This window comes from Dellaglioa sp. CoH-55-MRSF-9 (genome assembly GCF_056782155.1).
The window spans coordinates 1-339 of record NZ_JBXAYG010000038.1 but is presented as its reverse complement, the minus strand read 5'-3'; the positions used below and the strand labels follow the sequence as shown (position 1 = coordinate 339).

Sequence of the window (339 nt, the reverse complement as noted above, 5' to 3'; positions counted from 1 at the left end):
CATGTACTCCGGTCAGTACAACACCGGAACTTCTGGTGCTCCGAGCATCATCTATCTGTATGCCTCTAACACGTATGCTGGCGGTGCAGCTGCCGCCCGTCTCGCAGTCAATGGTCCGGGTGCAGCTGGAAACGCGACTATAGGGGTGTTTGCCGGGTGCTCTGGAACGTCGCCTAATACGGACATTTACACGTATGCGTCGAACACAACATCCGGTGGAACATCGACTGGTTTGGCCAATGCATACATGTCAGGTGCGGGAAATACGACGGATGGCTATTTTGGGTTGGGTGTGACGGCCACTACCACGTTCCCACCAAACGTTGCAGTGTATAACTA

Annotated in this window: 1 protein-coding gene; it reads left to right on the top strand. The window is 54.0% G+C overall.

All coding sequences use genetic code 11. The features are described 5' to 3' along the window. Positions 1–145: 145 nt before the first annotated feature. On the top strand, positions 146–339 hold a 194-nt coding region (locus tag AC1RPV_RS07720), incomplete at its 3' end, for a hypothetical protein (RefSeq protein WP_481764189.1).